Genomic DNA, 18534 nt, shown 5'->3' with positions numbered 1-18534 from the left:
GGATCGAGGCTCGCCCGCACCCCGACCGGTGTCAAGTCACCATCCGGTCACTCTCCGGTCAGGATTCGGGCCACCTCCCGGCCCATCGCCTCATATCCGGCGTCGTTGGGGTGCAGGTGATCGCCGCTGTCGTACTTGGGATCCAGCAGCTCGGGACGGCCCGGGTACGCCATGATCGTCGCGAAATCGGCGACGCCGTCGAAGGCGCCCGACCCGCGGATCCACGCGTTTACCTCGCGCCGCTTGCGCTCCGCGGCGTCGTTCCAGTATGAGAAGCCCTGCGCGGGCATCAGCGTGCCGGCGTAGATCTTCAGGCCGCGCGCGTGCGCCCGTGCGGCGATCTGCCGGTACGCGGCGACGAGCTGCGCGACGCTGACCTCGGTGTTCGGCGCGGTGCAGCCGCTGTTGTCGGTCTGGCTGAAGCCCAGGTCGTTGATGCCCTCCAGCAACACGACGGTGCGCACGCCCGCCTGGCTGAACACGTCGCGCTCGAGCCGCTCGAGCAGGTTGACACCGAAACACGTCGAGTCGTTGAGGATCCGGTTGCCGCTGATGCCCTCGTCGACCACGGCCGGCGCCGCCTGGCCGTATCGCTCGACCAGCCGCCTGGCCAGGTAGTTCGGCCAGCGGGTGTTCGCGTTCCACTGGCCGGAGGTGCCGTCGGTGATCGAGTCGCCGACCGCCACGATCGTGCCGGGCGCGCGGCCGCGCACCTGCACCGCGTCGACGAAGAACCAGGTGCCCACCTTGGTGCCGAACGCGGCCGCGCCGGCGTCGGCCGCGTGGTCGCCGGCCGCCAGCCAGTTGTCCTGCTGCGGGTCCTGGTGGTAGGTCGCGGGGCCGGTCGCCTCCGGCACATACAGGCTCACGGCGAGGTTGGCGAGCGCCGGCACCGGCATGCGGACGGGGTCGCTGAGCGCCTGGCCACCGGCCGGCAGCCGCACGCCCGGCCGCCCGCCGAACGTCAGCGCGCGCAGCGTCGTCGCGTCGACCTCCGCCTCGCGCAGCTGGCGCGCCACGGTGGCCGCGCCGATCCGCACGGGCCGGTCGCCGAACGCGTTGCTCACCCGGATGCGCAGCTCACCGCCGCCCGCGGAGGTGTAGACGATGTTGCGCACGGTCTGGTCGTCGAGCTCCTGCACCGACGAGACCAGCGCCGACGGCGCCATCGCGCTGCCACCCCACGTGGTCACCCACCCACCGGACGCACCAGCGTCCACTGTGGCATCCGGCGTCCGCGCCGCACCAGCGACCGCCGACCCTCCAGCTCCGAGCAGCGTCAGCAGCAGCGGTACGGCGACAAGCGCACACCTGCGCAATGGAACCACCTCCCCAAGGTGATCCATCCTAGTCAATGTGACTGGCCCGTGGGGGACGCCGCCGCGATCAGCTCCGAGACGGTCACCAGCTCCAGCCCGCGCATCCGCAGCCCGACGATGATCGCGTCGAGCTGACTCAACGCCACCAGCCGTTCACGCTTGCCGACGTCGTGCGCCAGCACGATCGAGCCCGGCCCGACGTTGTCGACGATGTCGCGCGCCTGCGCCGGCGGGTTGGCCTTGAAGCGCTTCTCGTGCATCTGATGCGACCACATGACCACGTCGTACCCGAACTCCTCGGCCACCACGAGCGTGCTGCCACCCAGGTGCGCCCACGGCGGTCGCATCACCGTCGGCGACTCACCCGTCACTCGCTTGATCGCGAAGTGGGTCCGCAGGAGCTGGTCGCGTACCTGGGCCTCGTCGAGCCGCGCCAGGTCCTGGTGCGACCAGGTGTGGTTGGCCAGTTCGTGCCGCGCGATCCTGTTGCGCACCAACCCTTCGTGCCGGGTCAGCCGCTCGCCCACGACGAAGAACGTCGCCTTGGCCCGGTGCCGGTCGAGCGCGTTCAGCACCATGGGTGTCCACTCCGGACCGGGCCCGTCGTCGAACGTCAACGCCACCAACGGTTTCTCGGTGCGCACCCGCCACCGCACCACCGTCTCCCCGCGCCGGGCGACGGTCTCGCCCCGCATACCCGTGTCGCCGCTGCTGGCGACCCCGCCGGGCGCGTACCCTCCGCTCAGCGGAAGGCGATCGGGCCCGACCTCCTTGGCGATCCGATGTGCCGACATGGTGGTGGCGACGCCACCCGCGAACGTCAGCGCCTGGCGCAGCACAGCACGGCGATCCCTGCCCACAGCTCTCCCCCGTTGTGGTCGGTGTGAGCAGGGATCGTAGCGTGGTCGCGCTACCGCAAACCTGGCACGTCGATCACGATCAGCTCGGTATCGTCGGCCCGGCCCGGAATCCGGCCGTCGTTGCCCGGGAAGTTGTTGTCGTTGGCGACGAGTACCTTGTCGCCGTAGAGCGGCAGCACCGACTCCACCGACTGGAGCGGAAACTTGAACACCGGCCCCACGCCGTACTCTCCCGGCCGAGCCGGTGTGGACACCCCGCGCGGGTCGGCGATGTCGAGCAGGTCGACGACGGTACGGCGGGTCAGCGCGTCGGCCTTGCCCAACTCGGTGACGACGAGCTTCTTGACCGCCGACGCCGGCCCCATCGCGTTGTCACGCTCGATGAGGATGAGCCGCTTGCCGTCGAGTACCGCCGCGTCACCGACCACAAAGGACGGATCGTCGACCCGGAACGACCACGTGCGCCCCGTGTACCGGTTCTTCCGCACGTCGAACTGGTACACGATCCGGCGGCGCTGGTCGGGATCGTCGGTCCGCGCACCCTCCAGGATCGGGTACAGCCTCCAGCCGTCCCTGCTCACTGCCATCGCCTCGAAGCCCCGGCTGGCCGGTACCGTCGGCGTCTCGCCCGGTGCCAGATCCGGCGACTGCGGCGACTTGCCACCGTCAGGCAGCGGGATCGGCGCCTGCTTCACCTTGCCCGTCCGGTCGGTCCGGACCAGGTACGGTCCGAACTCGTCGCCGATCCACAGGTCACCGCGCGCGTCCCGGGCCAGCGACTCGATGTCGAAGTCGGCCCCGGTGAGCAGGCGCTCCGCGGTGTTCTCGTTGACAATGGGGAACGGCACCTTGCGGTCCGGGTCGCGGAAGCTCAGGAACCCGTCCACGTTTACGTCGCCGGTGCGGTAGTCGGGGCGGATCCAGTAGGCGCGCAACAGGAAGTCGGCAGAATTATTCTTGGCGCCGAACCCGTTGTCGGGCATGGCGAGCAGCCGCTTGCCCGACCGGTCACCGGCGCGGGCCGGGATGACGGCGGAAAACCCGGGAATCGGCTGGCCCGGAAAGGGTGGCGTCACGCCGTTGACCGTCGTCGGGGCGAGCAGCGTGCCGGAGACCGGCCCCGGCTGATAGTCCGTCGCCGGCAGCAGCGCCCTGCCCAGCAGCGTGGGCGCCTCAGACGGCTTACCCGCCGCCGCGGTCGCCGGCAGCACCGACACCAGCGCGGCCACAGACGCTACAGCCTTGATGCGTATCGCGGAGATCGTCACGAGGGGATGCAAGCGCCCACCACTCGCCAACCCGCGACACCACCCTGAACCCAAGGTGAACACCAGATGACGTGTCCTGGCGACAGACCGAGCACCCGACGCGGGCAGCGGTCGCTGTCGGCGGAAATCTTGGAGCCCGGGCGTCGGGGTCAAGTTCAGAACCAGGCTCCGAGCTACCGCGACGTCCGCCGTGCGCCATGCCCGTTGCTCCCGCGGCCTCACCCTCCGCGGCCACACAACCAGCGCGCCGGCCGGGCACCGCCACCGGCTGTAGATCGTGGCGATCTGCTGCCCCTACAGGGACAGCTACTCACCACGATCTCGCGCAACGGCCGTTCCTCGCCGCGCCAACGCCCGTACCGGTCGAGCACCCGGGCGCCACGCCAGGCCACCGACACGCCGGCGCGCCACAGGCGGACCCCACAGGCCGCGGCCGGACCACACCCGCCGCAACACGCCGACCGCACAGGCCGCGGCCGGACCACACCCGTCGCACCACGCCGACCGCACAGGCTGCGGCCGGACCACACCCGTCGCACCACGCGGACCGCACAGGCTGCAGCCGGACCGCGCGCGTCGCACCACGCGGACCGCACAGGCCGCGGCCGGACCACACCCGCCACGACACGCGGACCGCACAGGCTGCGGCCGGACCACACCCGTCGCACCACGCGGACCGCACAGGTCGCGGCCGGACCACACCCGCCACGACACGCGGACCGCACGGGCCGCCGATCAAGGGAAATCCGCACGATCAAGGGCGAACGCACGTGGTTTTAAGATCAAAGCACGTGCGTTCGCCCTTGATCGGCGGGCCGGGCGTGGCGACACGCCGTGCCGGGCCGGCCTGGGGACGGACGCGCGCGGAAAAGAGATCCAACCACGTGCGTTCGCCCTTGATCGGCGGGCCAGGCGTGGCGACACGCCGTCACGGTGGGCGGAGGTGCCGGCGGAGGGGACGGGCGCGGAGCGCAGCGCAGCGCGGGGAGAGGGCGCGGAGGGGAGAGGGCGCGGTGGGGCGCGGGGTTAGCGGAGGTTGTAGGCGCGGGTCACGGTGTACGTGACGGTAGCGGCGTCGGCGTACTCGGCGCTCGCGCGCAGCGACACCGACCCCTGCTTCGGGTGGCTGAGCAGGGCCAGCCAGCTCGCGCGCCCCGTCGGCAGGAGCGGGACGCGATGCCAGGTGGCGCCCTCGTCGTACGAGACGTCGACCGTTGCCTTGCGCAGGGCGGACGGCGCCGCGCCCGGCTGGCGTTCGATGGTAAGCGGAACCGCGTACGGCCGGCCGCCGGGTGCGCTGTTTTCCAGGTCCAGCGCCGGCCGGAACGCCACCGACGCGAGCGGCAGCGAGGTCGCCTTGTCGGCGGGCGTCTCGGCGGAGCGGAACGTCCAGGCGCCACTGATCGCCGTCGCGTTGTCGAAGGAGCCGTCGGCGCCCCGGGTCACCGCGTACTCCAGCCGGTACGTGCTTTCCGTGGCGGGCACGGCACCGCCGGCGTCGTAGAAGTACGTGGGGATGTCGGCCAGCAGCGTGCCGTCACGATAGAACGACATCTTCCCGGTGTCCAGTGTGGAGTATCCGGTGTGGCCAGCCTGGTCACCGAACGGCGGCACATTGAACGACATCATGTTGCCCTTGCGGGTGAAGAAGACCAGGTCGCTGTTGAAGATGGGCGAGGCCGGGCCCTTCTGCCACTCCACTGTGTACTGCTTGCCGGCCTTCCACGTGACCGGCGCCGTCCAGAACTGGGTGCCGTACCCCGGGCCGCGCTGGTCGAGCCGGCTGTCCCAGTTCACCCCTCCGGCCGAGTGGTAACTGACGCGCTCACCCGGGATCGTGAACGGGATCGGGCCCGACAGCGCCGAACCGCCCTCGGCCGGGAAGCCCCAGTTGTGCATGATGGCGCTGCGCGCGTCGGGCGTCACCGAGTAGAACCGGTGCGTCACCTTCGCCAGCTCGCTGTCGCGCACCACGTGCCGGAAGTTCCGGAACAGCGCGCCCCGCTTGTACCACACCAGGTCGTACTCGTACGGCGAGTCCGTAAACGTACCGTCCGCATTGGACCGTGCCCAGAACGCGCGCACCTCAGCCGTGAGCGTGCCCGCGTCGGCCGGCAGCGGGTCACCGAGGCTGGCCGCGTACAGCTTGTCGAACGTGTTGCCGATGACCCGGTAGGGCAGGCTGTACCCCGACGGGAGGACACGGTGGTACCCGAGGTCGGCCAGGCGGCTGGCGGCCCCTTCGCGCCGCACGGTCACCGACGCGGGCGTGCCCTGCCGGGCGTCGAGCACGACCTGCGCGTCACCGCCCGAGCCGACCGTGAACGCGGGCCGCACCAGTAGCGTCGAGCTGCCACCGCCCGGTTCTGGCGTGACGACGGTGGCCTGGAGGTCGTACCGCCCGACGCGCAGCGACGTGGTCGTGGTGCCGGTCGCGCTGTACGGCACCTTGATGACCGGGAAGTCCACGCCCACGATGTTGAGTGAGTAGTCGGTCGCGGGTGCGCCGGTGCGGTCCAGGACGGTGACGGTGAGCCGGCGGGACTCGTGTTCCTTGGCGATCGTCAGCGGTACCCGAGCAGAGATCGTGCCATCCGCGGAGCTGGCCACGACCGCGCCGTGGAACGCGCCCGTCGGGCTCGTCACGCGCGTGTCGGCGGTGAGCGTCGCCGAGGCGGTGCCGCCCGCCGGTACCGTCAAAAGTGCCGGACTGACCGCGAACATGCCGGCGGGCGCCGGACCACCGTCTGGGCCGGTCGCGGGCGTGGTGAGCGCCAGCGTCAGCGGCGCGGCGCCCTCGTTGCGATAGGTCACGGTCCGCACGACCGGCGTGTCGTCGCCGGCCGGAAACGCCTGGGTGCCGAGCGCGAGGCTGACCGGCGCGGCCAGCACGGCCTGGCGCACGGCGCGCGTCAGGTCGACGCGGCCGGCGCCCTGCTGGTTGGGGGTCAGCGCGGGGTTCGACCGTGCCGACGCCATGAGCTGCGCCTTCAGCTCGCCGGCCCGCCAGGCCGGGTGCTGCTGCGCGAGCAGCGCGGCGGCGCCGGCCACGTGGGGCGTCGCCATCGACGTGCCGCTCAGTTGCGTGTACCCGGGCGAGGAGGCCGGATACCCGCTGTCCTTGGACAGGGCGGCGACGATGTCGACGCCCGGTGCCGTGATGTCGGGCTTGATCCCGCCGTCGGCACGCGGCCCGCGGTTGGAGAAGGAGGCCAGGTTCTCCTGGCGGTCGACCGCGCCCACCGCGAGGGCGGCGTCGGCGGTGGCGGGCGAGGAGACGCCGCCCTCGGCGCCGTTGTTGCCGGCCGCGACGACGAAGAGCGTTCCTGTGCTGGCGGTCAGCGCGTTCAGGGCGACCTTGAGCGGGTCGGCGTCGCCGGTGTCGGGGCCGCCGAGGCTCATGTTGACGATGTCGGCGCGCGGCGCCGCCCACTCCATGCCCGCGAGGATGGCCGACTCGCTGCACTGCCTGGTCGGGCACACCTTGCCGATCAGCAGGGTGGCGCCAGGCGCGATGCCCCGGTACCGCGTGCTGGTGCCCGCGATGGTGGCTGCCACGTGCGTGCCGTGACCGACGGTGTCGCGCAGGTCGGTGCCGGTGAAGTCGCGCTGCTCGGCGATCCGCCCGGCCAGGTCGGGGTGGGTGGCGTCGGCGCCGGTGTCGAGGACCGCGACGGTGACGCCGCTGCCGTCGTATCCGGCCGCCCACGCGTCCGGCGCGCCGATCTGCGCCGCGCTCCGGTCGAGGCTGACCGTGCGCCGGCCGTCGAGCCACACCTTGCCGGCCTTGTTCGCGGTCACGTCGGCCCAGAAGCTGGCCGCCCGCCGCTTCTCCACCTTCACGGCCGAACCGCCCACACTGGACAGTGACCGGGTGACCCGGCCCGATCGCGGGCTGACTCCACTGAGGATGGTGGGCACCTCGGCGACCTGGCTGTCGTCGTAGCCGGCCGCCACGAGCCCGGTCACGTCGAACAGCCGGCTGTCGACCCGGCCCGACGAGACCAGCCGCAGCGCGTCGTTCGGCACCACGTACTGGTGGCCCTCCCGGCTGTACTGGCTGAAGCCGACCCGCTCGCGCCCGGCCGCCGCCTCGATCGCGACGCGGTCGCCGTCGAGGTACACGCGGTCGCCGGTCACGAGGGTGACCCAGTGCCCGCCCGGCGCCTCGGTGTTCACCCGCCACGCTGGTGACGCGGCGGCGGCTGGGGCTACCCCACTAGAGGCCACGGCCATACAGAGCACTATCGCTATCCGGCGCATTCGCACACTGTCGCGAGTTCGATGATCTTCCGGGTAATCCCAGCACCCCATAGCATCGCGTTATGGACCTGGAGATCCGGCACCTGCGCGTGGTCGCCGCGATCGCCGAGGCGGGCAGCATCAGCCGGGCGGCGGCCGCGCTCGGGTACACCCAGCCGGCCCTGACCGCGCAGCTCCAGCGGATCGAACGCGCGCTCGGCGCCCCGCTGTTCGAGCGCGACGGCAGCGGCGCGCGCCTCACCACGCTCGGCGGCATCGTCCTGTCCCACGCCACCGGCATCCTCACCCTGTACGGCGACCTGCTGCGCGACGTGCGCCAGCGCGGGCCCGCCGACACCGCCCTCGACGCGGTGCGGCTCGGCTCGATCCCCGGCCCGCTGACGGCGCTGATGATGACCGCCGCCCGCACCCTGTTTCCGCGGGCCGACGTCGCCCTGCACGTGGCCGACACCGCGGAGGAGCTGATCGACCTGCTGGCCGGCGGGCGGCTGGAGTTCGGGCTGGGGGTGGACTATCCCGGGTTCGAGTTGGCGCTGCCGCCGGAGTTGGGCGAGGCGGAGCTCACGCTGGAGCCGATCTTCGTCCTACTGCCCGAGAGCCACCCGCTCGCCGGGCACGACAAGGTGCCGCTGCACGCCCTCGCCGACGAGCAGTGGCTGGCCGGGGAGGGCAAGGACGTGCGCATGCGGGCGCAGTTCCGGGCCGCCTGCCGGCGGGCCGGGTTCACCCCGCGGCGGGTGCAGCGGATGAGCGGTGAGCTGGTCTTCCCGCTGATCGGGCAGGGCCACGGGGTGGCGCTGGCCCACGCGCTGACCCCGGCACGCGCCGGTGTGGTGGTGCGGCCGCTGGCCGGCGACCCGATGTGGGTGCGCCAGCGGCTCATCTGGCCGGCGCGCGGCCCGCTCGCCCCCCACGCTCCCCGGCTGCGCGACGCGCTCGTAGCGGCGTATCTGGCCTCGCGACGTGCTCCTCTCACCGATAATGCCGGGATACACCCGGACGACGGCGGGAGATCTTGATGACGGCGACGGCTCGGCCCCTGACCCGCACGGCGGTGGCCCCGGGAAGGCTGGCCACGTATGTGCTGCTCGGGGCCTGGTTAGCGCACGTACTGGTCATCGAGATCCTCTTCATCAAGTACGGCAAGGGCAAGAACTCGATCTTGACGGTGGGCAAGTTCTTCGGCCTGCACACCGCCCTGATCATGATGCTGCAGCTGACCCTCGTCGCCCGGGTGCCGTGGCTCGACCGCCGCCTCGGCATGGACCGGCTCACCCGCTGGCACCGCTGGATCGGCTTCACGCTGCTGTGGACCGTGTTGACGCACGCCACGATCGTCGTCTCCGGATACACCGCGCTCGGCTCGGAAGGGCCGTGGGACACGTTCTGGAGCCTGGCCGGGGTGACCGCCTCGATGCTCGGCATGATCGCCGCCAGCATCATCGTCGTGGTGGCCGCCCTGTCGATGCGGCAGATCCGCCGCCTCCTCGGGTACGAGGTGTGGCACGCCCTGCACCTGCTGCTGTACGTCGCCGTCGGCATCGGCCTCGCCCACCAGGCCCTCGAAGGCACCACGTTCACCCAGTCGACCGCCGCCGAGGTGTACTGGTGGACCGTCTGGGTCCTGGTCCTGACCGCCCTGGTCGTCGGTCGGATCGTGGTGCCGGTGTGGCGCAACGTCTATCACGGGTTCCGGGTGGCCGCTGTGGTGCCCGAGGCCGACAACGTCGTCTCCGTGCACGTCACCGGCCGGCACCTCGACAAGCTGCCGGCCCGCGCCGGGCAGTTCATGATCTGGCGGTTTCCCGGGCACAACAACTGGTGGCAGGCCAACCCGTTCTCGCTGTCGGCCGCACCGAACGGCCGCTCGCTGCGGCTGACCGCCAAGGCCGTCGGCAAGACCAGCGCCGGGCTGCGCGGCGTGCCGGTCGGCAGCCGCGTCTTCGCCGAGGGCCCGTACGGCGCCTTCACCACCCTTCACCAGACCCGCCCCGGGCTGCTGCTCATCGCCGGCGGCGTGGGCATCACCCCGATCCGCGCCCTGCTGGAAGAGTCGACTGAGCCGTCCGTGGTGCTCTACCGCGTGCACAGCGAGGCCGAGGCGGTGCTGCTGCCCGAGCTGGAGTCCCTGGCCCGCGAGCGCGGCGCCCGCGTCCACCTGCTCACCGGCCGCACCGGCGCCGGCTCGCCGCCCAACATGCCGTTCGCACCCGAAAACCTGGCCGCCGCGGTGCCCGACATCACGGAGCGCGACATCTACGTCTGCGGCCCGCTCCCGATGACCGAGGCCGTGCTCCGCAGCCTAAAAGCCCTAGGCGTCCCCACCCGCCAAATCCACGCCGAACGCTTCACCCTCGCCTAACCCTCCCCGCGCCCGCGCCCCGCCCCGCTCTCCCCGCCGATCAAGGGCGAATGCACGCGGTTTGATCTCTTTTCCGCGTGTTTTTGCCCTTGATCCATGCGGATCTCCTTGATCGGCGCGCTGGCTTGCGACGCTTTGAGCTACCGCGGCGTTCATCGCGGTCCATACCGTTGCTCCCGCGGCCTCACCCTGCGCGATTCACGTTCCGGCCCGGGCTTTGCCCGCGCGTTGGCCTCGGCCGCCGATCACCAAGGGCTGGGAACGGGCTAGGTCGTGGGGACGCGGAGGGTGAGGCCGCGGGAGCAACGGTTTGGACCGCGACGGACGCCGCGGCAGCTCAAAATCGGACGAGCGCGCCGCGCTTGAACAACGCGGCGTCCGGCAAGGCCGGATCGCTCACCTCAGCCGCGTCGATCAAGGGCATTCTCATCGATCAAGAGCAAATACACGCGGAAAAGAGATCCAACCACGTGCATTCGCCCTTGATCGGCGGAAAGGGGCGCGCGCGGAGGCCGCGCGGGGCGCGCGGGGGGTTATTCCGTGACCGGTTGGGGGCGGATGGCGATCCATTGGCGCTCGCCTGTGGAGCGGCGCAGGCGCTCGACGTTTTCGGCCGGCACCGACAGGGAGATGCGCCAGACGCCGTCGACGTAGTCTTCGAAGTAGATGTTGGCCCCGTCGGTCACCACGCGGGTCGCCTCGACGATGAGCTCGTCTGCCGCGATCTCCTTCAGCCTGAACGTCGCCACGGCACTCCCCTTTGACTGCCACCGACCGATGCACCGCGTAACGGGTACGCGACGATCAGTATAGTGACAGACGTTTATTTCTGAACCGTGCCATCCACCACAGCGACAAAAGACTCCGGCCGGATCGTGACGATCACGCGGTCGGGAGCGTCATGAATCGGGTACACCCGGCCATACCGCTCCTGCAGCGACTGGTAGAACGATGCCTTCTCGTCGTCGTCCTCGATGCTCTCCACGATGCCGCGCACCTCCAGAAAACGGTACTGGTCGTCGGGGTCCGGAATGGACAGTGCGACGCGCGGCTCCCGCCCGATGTTGCGGAACTTCTGGCGCGTGCGCTTGTGGGTCATCCGGATGCGCTCGCCGTCCCACGCGAACCACATCACGTTGACCTGCGGCGCGCCGTCCGGGCGCACGGTGGCCAGGTTGGCGAAGGTGGGGCGTTCGAGCAGGTCAGCGTGGCTGCGCGGCGGCATCGTCATGCCTCTACCCTGGCACGCCGGTGAACATCTCGGCGAGCCAGTCGACCGTGGCGCGCGCCACCGCGGCGAGCACCGTGAAGTGGTCGGCGCCCGGCACCGGCGTGTACTCGACGTCCGTGCCCGCCGCGGCGAGCTGGCCGGCCGTGATCTCGCTGAGCGCCGCGGGCAGGGTGTCGGCGGTGCCGTGCGCGAGCCGCACCGGCTCCCGGTACCGTCCAATGGGGACCTCGTGCGGCGCGAGCAGCGCCGCGAAGGCGTCCGCCGCGGCCGCCGGGTCGCGCAGCGCGGCGCCGTTGGTGACGCCCGCGATCGTGCCGGCCATCTCCTCGACGCACGCCCGCCCGGCGAGCTCGACCAGATCGAGCCCCGCCGGCGTGAACCAGTCCGCGGCTCGGAACTCCCCCGGGTGCGTCAGGGCGAGCGTGCGCCCCATGTAGGGCACGATCGGGCTGAACGGCGCCGCCGGGTCGCGGAACGGTGGCGCGGCGAACTGCGCTGTCCACTGTGTCGTCGCCGCGATCGCCACGGTGCCGGTGTGCCGCAATTCTGGCGCGTACCGCCGCGCCAGGTGCCCCGCCCACAGCGCCGCGTGCCCGCCGAGGGAGTAACCGACCGCGGCCCACACGCGGCTCACGGCCGCGAGGCGGCGCGCGGCCCGCACAATGTCGATTGCCGAGTACGCCTCGGCGGGACCGTGCACGACCGAGCTCTCCCCCGGCGTGCCGATGCCCTCGTAGTCGGTGACCGCGACGGCGTACCCGGCGGCGAGCAGCGCCTGGCCGAACGGCAGCGCGAACGGTGGCACGCCGGCCCGGGATGGCGCGCAGGCGTCCGGGGTGCCGCCGAAGCCCGGCGCGAGGCTGACCACCGGCCACCCGTGGCGGGGCGGCCGGCCGGGCGGCAGCGAGAGGGTGCCGCTCACCACGGTGGCGCGGCCGCTCCACGACGTGGACGTGTATCGCAGCCGCCAGGCGGTGCCGGCACCGGGCAGCCGCAGCTCGTCGGGGAGCGGCTCGGCGCTGACGAGGCGGCCGGGCGCGGTGGGTCGGTGGCCCGCCGACGCCGGCACCGCGGCGCCGACAGCGACGATCGCGGTGGCCGTCACCGTCGCGATGGCACGGATGGCACGGATGGCACGCACGACACCTCCATGGCTATCGATGTCCGGACGTCATCGTGCCACAGTCCGGCTGAAAACTTCCTTCAGCAGCCTTCCCAAGGTCGAATGATGCTGTCACCCTGAGATCCACGATCTCCGATTTGGGGAGGCCACCATGCCCCTACGCCGCCCTGCCCTCCTGATCACCGCCGCACTGATGGCCGTACTCGGGATCGCCCAACCGGCCCACGCCGCGGCACCCGCGTACACGGCCCTCGGCGACTCCTACTCCTCCGGTACCGGCACCCGTTCCTACTACTCCGACAGCGGCTCCTGCCAGCGCTCGCAGTACGCGTACCCCGTGCTCGACGCCGCCCGCCTCGGCGCGACGCTCACGTTCGCCGCGTGCTCCGGCGCCACCGTCTCGGGCGTCCTCAATGGACAGCTGGCGAGCCTCAACGCGGCCACCGCCTACGTGACGGTCTCGGCCGGTGGCAACGACATCGGCTGGTCCTCGGCGATCAGCCGGTGCGCGCTGCCGTGGCCGTACACCTGCTGGGCCCAGATCGACAGCGCCGAGAACCAGATCCGTACCGTCCTGCCCGGCCGCCTCGACCAGCTGTACGCCCGCATCCGCGCGCTGGCACCGGCAGCGCGGGTGGTCGTCGTCGGGTACCCGCGGCTGTTCAACGGCGAGGAGTGCAACCTGATCGCGCGCATCTCCCCCGGCGAGCAGAAGGAGCTGAACGCGGCCGCCGACCTGCTCGCGGTGACGACCCGCGACCGGGCGGCGGCACACGGATTCGGGTTCGTCGACGCCCGCGCCCACTTCACCGGCCACGCGGTCTGTGACGACGTCGAGTGGCTCAACGGCACCTCGAACCCGCTGAGCGAGTCCTACCACCCCAACCGTGCCGGCCAGACCGGCTACGCGGCGGCGGTGGAAGCGGCCCTGCGAGCGGGTGTGTAAAGCGCGCCACGGGGTACGTAGGCCATCGTGGAGGATGGCCTACGGCTGCGACTGGACGCGCTCGCCTACGTCCTGCTCATGATGTACTTCGTAACGGTGCTCGGGGTCGGCTTCGCGGCCCGCCGCTCGGTGCGCACCAGCGTCGACTTCTTTCTCTCCGGCCGGTCGCTGCCGGCGTGGGTGACCGGCCTGGCGTTCGTATCGGCCAACCTGGGCGCCCTGGAGATCATCGGCATGGCGGCCAACGGCGCGGAGTACGGCGCGATGACCGTCCACTATTACTGGATCGGCGCGGTGCCGGCGATGGTGTTCCTCGGCATCGTCATGATGCCGTTCTACTTCGGTTCGAAGGTGCGCAGCGTGCCGGAGTACCTGCGGTTGCGCTTCAACCGGCCGACGCACCTGCTGGACGCCCTCAGCTTCGCCGTGGCGCAGGTGCTGATCGCGGGCGTCAACCTGTACGCGCTGGCGCTCGTGACGCAGGCGCTGCTCGGCTGGCCACTGTGGACGTCCATTGTGGTTGGTGCGTTCGTCGTGCTCGCCTACATCATCGTCGGCGGCCTGTCGTCGGCCATCTACAACGAGGTACTCCAGTTCTTCGTGATCCTTGCCGGCCTGGTGCCCATCACCGTCCTGGGACTGGTGAAGGTGGGCGGATTCGGCGGGCTCGCCGACGCGGTGCGCGGCAGCCAGCTCGGCGAGGCCGGGCTGCACTCCTGGGCCGACACCGCTGGCACCGGCAACCCGTTGGGCGCCAACTGGATCGGCATCGCGTTCGGGCTGGGCTTCGTGCTCTCGTTCGGGTACTGGACGACGAACTTCGCCGAGGTGCAGCGGGCCTTGTCCGCCCGCGGCCGGCTTCAGCAACATCATGAACTACATCCAGGCGCTCTTCTCGATGTTCAACGCGCCGCTGTTCGCCACGTTCATCGTGGGCATGTTCTGGAAGCGGATGACCGCGTGGGCGGGTTTCTGGTCGCTGCTCACCGGCACCCTCGGCGCGCTCGCCACCTACCTGCTCTACAAGGCCGGCGTGCTGAACTTCAACTCCGACCTCGAGGAGAGCTTCTGGGGCGCGGGTATCGCGTTCGTCCTGGTGCTGATCGTGGCGGCGGCCCTGACCCCGTTGACGAGCCCCAAGCCAGACGACGACCTGCGCGGGCTCGTGTACGGGGTGACCCCGAGCGGCGAACTGCTCGCCGAGCGCGTCGCCTGGTACCGCAACCCGACCCTGCTCGGCGCCATCGCGGTGATCCTCGCGGTCCTGTTCTACATCCCGGTCTTCTAGGGGGCACACATGTCGGACGAAGAACGCCGCTCAGCCGCCGCGCGCCTGTTCGACGTGCGCCGCGTCATCGGCGGGCTGTTCGTGGCGTACGGCCTCATCGTCGGCGCCGCGGGCCTGTTCGACTCGCGGGCCGAGATCGACAAGGCCGAGGGCGTACGGATCAACCTGTGGGCGGGGCTGGGCATGCTCGCCCTGGGCCTGGTGTTCCTCGTGTGGCAGTGGCTCCGGCCAGCGGAGCCCCCATCGCCACCACCCGAGTGACGCCGGCCACTACATCGCGTGACGCGAGAGGGACGTGGTGGTCACCTTGCCGGCATACAGTGGCCTGGTGGCGAAAGAACTGACGACGGAGCGGCTCACCCTCCGGCCGTGGCACCTCGACGACGCCGAGACGGCGCTCGGCGTCTACGGCGACGCGAGCATCGCCAGGTGGCTGAGCCCCGCCATGGACACGGTCGCCGACCTCGGCGCGATGCGACTCGTGCTCCAGCACTGGATCGGCGAAGACGAGCGCCTCGTGCCGCCGGCCGGCCGCTGGGCGATCGAACGCCGCGACGACGGCCGCGTGATCGGTGGCGCGGTGCTGCTGCCGCTGCCACCCGGCGGCGACGACCTGGAGATGGGCTGGCATCTGCACCGCGACGTCTGGGGCAAGGGATACGCGGTGGAGGCGGGCCAGCGGCTCGCGCGGTGGGCGTTCGACGAGGGCCTCGACGAGGTGTTCGCCGTCACCCGACCCGCCAACGACCGCGCCGGCGCGGTCGCGCGCCACATCGGCATGGACTGGGTCGGCGAGACCGAGAAGTACTACGGCCTACGGCTCCAGGTCTTCCGCATGCGCCCGGCCGACCTCGAAGGTTAGGTCAGCACCGCGATCGCGGTCACCACGAGACCGCCGCGCACCAGATAGCGGCCGGCGAACTCCCGATACTCCACGCCCGCCACCACCGGCCCGGGCACGAGCAGCCGCGCCGTGAACCCCGCCGCCGCCGGGTCGATCGCCACATCCGCCTCGGAGAAGTCGAGCCACCGCCCGGTCAGCGGATACCACGCCTTGTAGACCGACTCCTTGGCACTGAACAGCAACCGGTCCCAGTGCACCCGAGGCGCGTCGAGGGCAAGGCGCGCGAGCAGCTCACGCTCCGCTTCCAGCGAGATGGCATCGAGTACGCCGTCCGGCAGCGCCTCGTTCGGCTCGGCGTCGATCCCGATCGTCACCACGTCTCGGCGGCGCGCCAGCGCGGCGGCCCGATATCCGAGGCAGTGCGTCATGCTCCCCACGATGCCGGCCGGCCACCGGGGCGCGCCCCGCTCGCCGGGCAGGATCGGCACCGGCGCGACACCGAGCCGGCGCAGCGCGGCACGGGCGCAGTACCGCGCCGTCGTGAACTCGTCGCGCCGCTTGGCGACCGCCTTGGCGACGGCGGCCGCCTCCTCGGGAAACAGCGGCACGCCCGGCGGATCGGCGAACGCCTCCTCGGCCACCACCACCGGCGGCAGGATCTCCTCGATCACCTATGACTCCGGCAGGATCTGGCGCGGCTGGGGCGGCACGCTCCCCCGCTTGCGCCACTCGCGCGGGTATCCCACCGAGACCTCCTCGAAGCGCACCCCGTCGTACCGGGTGCTGCGCGGGATGTGCAGGTGACCGTAGACGGCGGCGGCGGTGCGATGCCGCCGGTGCCAGTCGGCCGTGCGGTCGGTGCCGCACCACTGCGCGAACTCGGGGTGGTACAGCACCCTGGTCGGCTCGCGCACCAGCGGATAGTGGCCGACGAACACCACCGGCACCTCGGGCTCCAATGTGGACAGGCGTCGCTCGGTCGCCGCGATCCGCGCCTCGCACCAGGCGTCGCGGCTCGGGTACGGGTCGGGGTGCAGCAGGATCTCGTCGGTGCACACGACACCGCGCTCGTAGGCCAGCGCGAGCGCCTCGTCCTTTGTGGACGTGCCGTCGGGGCGCCACGAGTAGTCGTACAAAGTGAACAGTGGCACGACCGTGACCGGCCCACCGGGGCCATCCCAGACGGGGTATGGGTCTTCGGGTGTGTGCACGCCGAGCCGGCGGCACACGTCGACGAGATGTTGATAGCGCTCCTCGCCCCGCAGCCGCACCGGGTCGTCGCGCGGCGTCCACAGCTCGTGGTTGCCCGGCGCCCACACCACCTCGGCGTATCGCTCGCGCAGCAGCCCGAGGGCCCACTCGACATCGGCGGCCATCTCGCCGACGTCGCCGGCGACGAGCAGCCAGTCGTCCGGTTCCGTGGGGCGCAGGCCGCTGACGAAGTCGCGATTTTCCTGGTACGCGACGTGCAGATCGCTGATCGCGAGGAGCCGGGTCACCCGGGGATCGTATCGATGCCGCGCTCGTTGTAGACGGTGGCCCGCTCCTGTCCGGACAGTTCCGCGATCCGGTCCATGATCTCGTCGGTGACCCGCCGCCGCGCCCGCGCCTGCCCCGCCTCCCCGTACTCGGGCCCGAAAGTGATCGGCGCGCCGAACCGTACGGTGACCCGCCGCACCCGGGGCAGCTTCGCGCCCACCGGCTGGATCTCCTCGGTGCCGGTGAGCCCGACCGGCACGACCGGCACCCGCGAGGTGAGCGCCAGCCAGCCGACGCCCGTGCGACCGCGGTAGAGCCGCCCGTCGCGCGAGCGCGTGCCCTCGGGATAGACGCCGAACGCCCCGCCACCCTCGAGTACCTCCAACGCCGCGTCGAGCGACGCCTGCGCGACCCGGTGGTTGCCGCGCCGCACCGGCACCGCGTTGAACGCGGAGAAGAACCAGCGGGTGCGGCGCCGGTCGAAGTACTCGGCCTTGGCCAGGAACGTCACCGGCCGCGGCGCGACCAGCGGGATCACCATGCTGTCGATGAACGACAGGTGGTTGCTGGCCAGGATCACCGGACCACGCCTGGGTACGTGATGGCGGCCCTCGACGACCGGGCGGTAGACGAGCCGGGCCATCGGCGCCACGAGCTGCCGGGTGATCAGTGCGAGCATGAGCGAACTATAGCGACCGAACGTTCGGATGCTATCGTCGACCGCTGTGAGTCCCCGCAGATCCGTCGAGGCGACCGCCGGCACCCACGCCGCCATCCTGGCGCACGGCGCGGCCGTCGCCTCCGTCGAAGGCCTCTCGGGCCTGACAATCGGCCGGCTGGCCGCCGACCTGGGCATGAGCAAGTCCGGCCTGCTCGGCCACTTCGGCACCAAGGAGAGCCTCCAGTTGGAGGTCGTCGACGCGGCGGCCGCCGTATTCACACGCGAGGTAGCCGACCGCGCGGCCGGCACCGCACCCGGACTGCCACGGCTGCGCGCCCTGTGCACCGCGTGGCTCTCCTACCTCGAACGCGGCGTCTTCCCCGGCGGCTGCTTCTTCATCGCGGCCGCGACCGAGTTCGACGACCGCGACGGCCCGGTACGCGACGCGATCGCCGGCCTCGCCGAGCTGTGGCACCGCGACCTGCGCATCCAGGCCCGTCAGGCGATCGCGGCAGGCGAACTGCCCGCGGGCACCGACCCGGAGCAACTGGTCTTCGACCTGACCGGCGTCATGCTGGCCGCCCACCACGGCTTCCGCCTCCGCCGCACCCCAGCGGCGGCCTACGCCCGCCACACCCTGTCCCACCTCCTCCCCCCTCCCCCTTCCGCTCCCGCCTCCCCTCCCCCTCCCGCCGATCAAGGGCAAACGCACGTGGTTTGAGCGCATTTCCGCGTGCGTTTGCCCTTGATCGATGCACATGCCCTTGATCGGCGGCCGCGGGGCGCCGCCGCGACCGCGCGCGGCGTGCGCGGCGTGCGCGGCGTGCGCGGCGCGCGGCGTGCGCGGCGCGCCGGGCGCGGGGCGCGCACGGCGCGGGGCGCGCGGGGCG

General features: G+C 71.6%; 17 protein-coding genes and 1 pseudogene. 8 read left to right on the top strand and 10 right to left on the bottom strand.

Annotated elements, in window-relative coordinates; translation table 11 throughout:
- Positions 1-47: 47 nt before the first annotated feature.
- From QMG73_RS42245 to QMG73_RS42230, 4 genes are all read right to left on the bottom strand, one after another.
- Positions 48-1319 carry an SGNH/GDSL hydrolase family protein gene (locus tag QMG73_RS42245; RefSeq protein ID WP_281905225.1) on the bottom strand — a complete coding sequence of 424 codons (1272 nt, stop codon included), beginning with the start codon at positions 1317-1319 and terminating at the stop codon, positions 48-50.
- A 32-nt stretch (positions 1320-1351) separates the two neighbouring features.
- The gene (locus QMG73_RS42240) at positions 1352-2179 is read right to left on the bottom strand and encodes a polysaccharide deacetylase family protein (RefSeq protein WP_281905223.1); all 828 of its coding nucleotides are present in this window, start codon (positions 2177-2179) and stop codon (positions 1352-1354) included.
- Between the two features lie 50 nt (positions 2180-2229).
- Positions 2230-3447, bottom strand: coding sequence for an esterase-like activity of phytase family protein (locus QMG73_RS42235; RefSeq protein WP_281905221.1), 1218 nt, complete (start codon positions 3445-3447; stop codon positions 2230-2232).
- 1026 nt (positions 3448-4473) lie between these two features.
- Positions 4474-7683, bottom strand: a complete 3210-nt coding sequence (locus QMG73_RS42230) for a S8 family serine peptidase (RefSeq protein WP_281905219.1) — start codon at positions 7681-7683, stop codon at positions 4474-4476.
- Positions 7684-7772: 89 nt separating this feature from the next.
- Between QMG73_RS42230 and QMG73_RS42225 the strand changes: the two genes are divergently transcribed.
- Both QMG73_RS42225 and QMG73_RS42220 read left to right on the top strand, forming a co-directional pair.
- Positions 7773-8729, top strand: a complete 957-nt coding sequence (locus QMG73_RS42225; protein WP_281905217.1) for a LysR family transcriptional regulator — start codon at positions 7773-7775, stop codon at positions 8727-8729.
- Positions 8729-10072, top strand: coding sequence for a ferredoxin reductase family protein (locus QMG73_RS42220; protein WP_281905216.1), 1344 nt, complete (start codon positions 8729-8731; stop codon positions 10070-10072). The genes QMG73_RS42225 and QMG73_RS42220 overlap by 1 nt, the downstream gene beginning before the upstream one ends.
- A gap of 533 nt (positions 10073-10605) precedes the next feature.
- Here QMG73_RS42220 and QMG73_RS42215 read toward each other — a convergent pair.
- The 3 genes from QMG73_RS42215 to QMG73_RS42205 all read right to left on the bottom strand — a co-directional run bounded on the left by QMG73_RS42215 (position 10606) and on the right by QMG73_RS42205 (position 12444).
- Positions 10606-10821: a hypothetical protein gene (locus QMG73_RS42215; protein WP_281905215.1), complete on the bottom strand. Its 216-nt coding sequence runs from the start codon at positions 10819-10821 to the stop codon at positions 10606-10608.
- 74 nt (positions 10822-10895) lie between these two features.
- The gene (locus QMG73_RS42210; RefSeq protein ID WP_281905214.1) at positions 10896-11303 is read right to left on the bottom strand and encodes a PPOX class F420-dependent oxidoreductase; all 408 of its coding nucleotides are present in this window, start codon (positions 11301-11303) and stop codon (positions 10896-10898) included.
- A gap of 4 nt (positions 11304-11307) precedes the next feature.
- Positions 11308-12444 carry a lipase family protein gene (locus QMG73_RS42205; RefSeq protein ID WP_281905212.1) on the bottom strand — a complete coding sequence of 379 codons (1137 nt, stop codon included), beginning with the start codon at positions 12442-12444 and terminating at the stop codon, positions 11308-11310.
- 133 nt (positions 12445-12577) lie between these two features.
- Here QMG73_RS42205 and QMG73_RS42200 point away from each other — a divergent pair, with 133 nt between their 5' ends.
- The 5 genes and pseudogenes from QMG73_RS42200 (at position 12578) to QMG73_RS42180 (ending at position 15522) form a co-directional block, all read left to right on the top strand.
- Positions 12578-13372, top strand: a complete 795-nt coding sequence (locus QMG73_RS42200) for an SGNH/GDSL hydrolase family protein (protein ID WP_281905210.1) — start codon at positions 12578-12580, stop codon at positions 13370-13372.
- 78 nt (positions 13373-13450) lie between these two features.
- Positions 13451-14164 (top strand): annotated as a pseudogene (locus QMG73_RS42195) (sodium:solute symporter family transporter); the annotation flags it as partial.
- 79 nt (positions 14165-14243) lie between these two features.
- Positions 14244-14660 (top strand): hypothetical protein, encoded by a 417-nt coding sequence (locus QMG73_RS42190; RefSeq protein ID WP_281905209.1) that lies wholly within the window; start codon positions 14244-14246, stop codon positions 14658-14660.
- Between the two features lie 9 nt (positions 14661-14669).
- Positions 14670-14921: a hypothetical protein gene (locus QMG73_RS42185; protein ID WP_281905208.1), complete on the top strand. Its 252-nt coding sequence runs from the start codon at positions 14670-14672 to the stop codon at positions 14919-14921.
- 67 nt (positions 14922-14988) lie between these two features.
- Positions 14989-15522 carry a GNAT family N-acetyltransferase gene (locus tag QMG73_RS42180; protein ID WP_281905207.1) on the top strand — a complete coding sequence of 178 codons (534 nt, stop codon included), beginning with the start codon at positions 14989-14991 and terminating at the stop codon, positions 15520-15522.
- Here the strand turns inward: QMG73_RS42180 and QMG73_RS42175 are convergent.
- From QMG73_RS42175 to QMG73_RS42165, 3 genes are read right to left on the bottom strand one after another with little or no spacing between them, the layout of a single operon-like run.
- The gene (locus QMG73_RS42175; protein WP_281905205.1) at positions 15519-16175 is read right to left on the bottom strand and encodes a 4'-phosphopantetheinyl transferase family protein; all 657 of its coding nucleotides are present in this window, start codon (positions 16173-16175) and stop codon (positions 15519-15521) included. The two genes, QMG73_RS42180 and QMG73_RS42175, sit on opposite strands and share 4 nt — an antisense overlap.
- Entirely contained in the window at positions 16176-17003 is an 828-nt protein-coding gene (locus tag QMG73_RS42170; RefSeq protein ID WP_281905203.1) for a metallophosphoesterase family protein, read from the bottom strand. It abuts the gene before it with no gap.
- Positions 17000-17662 carry a lysophospholipid acyltransferase family protein gene (locus QMG73_RS42165; protein ID WP_281905202.1) on the bottom strand — a complete coding sequence of 221 codons (663 nt, stop codon included), beginning with the start codon at positions 17660-17662 and terminating at the stop codon, positions 17000-17002. Before QMG73_RS42165 ends, QMG73_RS42170 begins: the two co-directional genes overlap by 4 nt.
- 46 nt (positions 17663-17708) lie before the next feature.
- On the opposite strand from QMG73_RS42165, the gene QMG73_RS42160 reads away from it, so the two are divergent.
- Positions 17709-18365, top strand: a complete 657-nt coding sequence (locus QMG73_RS42160; RefSeq protein ID WP_281905200.1) for a TetR/AcrR family transcriptional regulator — start codon at positions 17709-17711, stop codon at positions 18363-18365.
- The last annotated feature ends 169 nt before the right edge of the window (positions 18366-18534 follow it).

It is taken from the genome of Phytohabitans aurantiacus, assembly GCF_027923225.1.
Classification (GTDB): Bacteria; Actinomycetota; Actinomycetes; order Mycobacteriales; family Micromonosporaceae; genus Phytohabitans; species Phytohabitans aurantiacus.
Note: the sequence above shows the minus strand (reverse complement) of the source record. Positions and strands in the feature narration are given on the sequence as shown.